Here is a 233-nt window from a genome sequence, read left to right as displayed (position 1 = left end):
GGGTTTCCAGCAGCGTCAGGCAGTCAAGCGCCACCGCATCCAGATTGACCTCACTGTGGGCAAGTGACCCCAGCTTCACCAGTTCGGTCTCTGTTTTTTCCCACAACGGATCGTCTGCGCTCACCGCGCTTACCGTCAGCTCATCAGACAGCGTTGCCAGCAGACGCGGGCTCCAGGGATGCCGGAATGTCATGACGGTCCTCCCCAGCGACACTGCTGACGCAACGGCCTGA

The 233-nt window shown here is 60.9% G+C and carries 1 pseudogene; it reads right to left on the bottom strand.

The window, feature by feature from the left end:
- A pseudogene (locus ADK28_RS00680) lies at positions 1 to 193 on the bottom strand (type VI secretion system protein TssA); the annotation flags it as partial.
- Positions 194 to 233: the final 40 nt, after the last annotated feature.

Source organism: Serratia sp. 506_PEND (assembly GCF_001076875.1).
In the GTDB taxonomy this organism is placed as follows: domain Bacteria; phylum Pseudomonadota; class Gammaproteobacteria; order Enterobacterales; family Enterobacteriaceae; genus Serratia; species Serratia marcescens.
The sequence above is the reverse complement of the archived record's forward strand: the minus strand, read 5'-3'. Positions and strand labels throughout refer to the sequence as shown.